We start from the raw sequence: 1,119 nt of genomic DNA, 5'->3' as shown, positions 1-1,119 counted from the left end.
CGGCCCGGCCGGCCCCGCGCACGGCCCGGTCCAGGGCGGCCAGGCAGCCGGCCGTGTGCAAGCTGGGGTGGACGTGGTGGCCGACGATGCGTCGGGAAAACGCGTCGGTGACCAAGCTCAGGTAAACCGTGCCTTGGCGGGTGGGCAAGTACGTGATGTCACTGACCCATAGTTGGTTAGAAGCCTTGGGCTTGGGCGCGTCCTTAACCAGGTTGGGGTGGCAGTGAAAGCGGTGGTGCGAGTCGGTCGTTTTCGTGTAGCTGCGCTTGGGGGCAATCAAGAGCCCGTGTTGGCGCAGTAGGGTGAACAAGGCATCGCGCCCGCAGGCGACGCCCTGCGCCCGCAGCAGCGGGGCAATTTTATGCCGCAGCTTGCGCGTGCCCAGGCGCGGCAGTTTGGTGCGGACGGCCCGCACGTGCACCAGCACGGCCTCGGGCCCGCGCGGCCGCGCGGGCCTGGCGCTGCCGACGCTGGTAGAAGCCCTGGCGGCTCACGCCGTACAACTGGCAACTGCGCTCCACGCCTAGTCTTTTTTCATCCGCCAGCTGGGAAACGGCCGGCGAAAAGACTTTTTTGGCAAGGGGATACCGTGGTCCTCCTCCACCACTTGCAACATTGTGCGCAGCAATAAATTCAGGTCTGTACTGTCTTTTAATTGCTTCTCATACTGCTTTTTCTGTTCGCGCAAGGCGGTTTCCAACCGCTTGATGCGCTGCTCCGGGGTCGGGTCCACGGCGTGCGTGCCGACGGGGGAGGTGGACCCACCGGCCTGAAAAGTTACGAAATGGCTGGCGTAGCGTCGGCACCAGCTCAGCACCGTGCTCCGGCCTTGGATGCCGTAGCGCCGTTGGGCTTGTTTGTAGCTCAGCTCGCCGCGGCCGACTTCGCCCACCACGGCCATCTTAGAGCGGTTTCCTGTTCCGTGTACAGATTTTCACCTATTTTTCGGTATGAAAGCGTATTCGATTGATTTGCGGGAGCGTGTGGTGGCCGCCTGTGCCCTGCCAGGGGTCCGCATTTATCAGGTGGCGGCCCAGTTTAGGGTATCCATCGCCTTTGTGGACAAACTTTTGTGCCGCCAGCGCACCACGGGTTCGGTGGCGGCCTTGCCGCCCAGCG

The 1,119-nt window shown here is 63.4% G+C and carries 2 protein-coding genes; both read right to left on the bottom strand.

Annotated elements, in window-relative coordinates:
* Positions 1-427 (bottom strand): DDE-type integrase/transposase/recombinase (locus IEW17_RS20605; RefSeq protein ID WP_188563946.1); only part of this gene is annotated, 427 nt, incomplete at its 3' end.
* Between the two features lie 96 nt (positions 428-523).
* Positions 524-901 (bottom strand): hypothetical protein, encoded by a 378-nt coding sequence (locus IEW17_RS20600; protein ID WP_188563945.1) that lies wholly within the window; start codon positions 899-901, stop codon positions 524-526.
* Positions 902-1,119 lie beyond the last annotated feature (218 nt).

It is taken from the genome of Hymenobacter frigidus, from assembly GCF_014640435.1.
GTDB classification, from domain to species: Bacteria; Bacteroidota; Bacteroidia; order Cytophagales; family Hymenobacteraceae; genus Hymenobacter; species Hymenobacter frigidus.
This window is presented reverse-complemented; position numbering and strand designations above follow the sequence as displayed.

Bases quoted from the DNA above. Each gene is read 5' to 3' on its own strand.
- IEW17_RS20600 (WP_188563945.1), bottom strand. From the start codon at position 901: ATGGCCGTGGTGGGCGAAGTCGGCCGCGGCGAGCTGAGCTACAAACAA.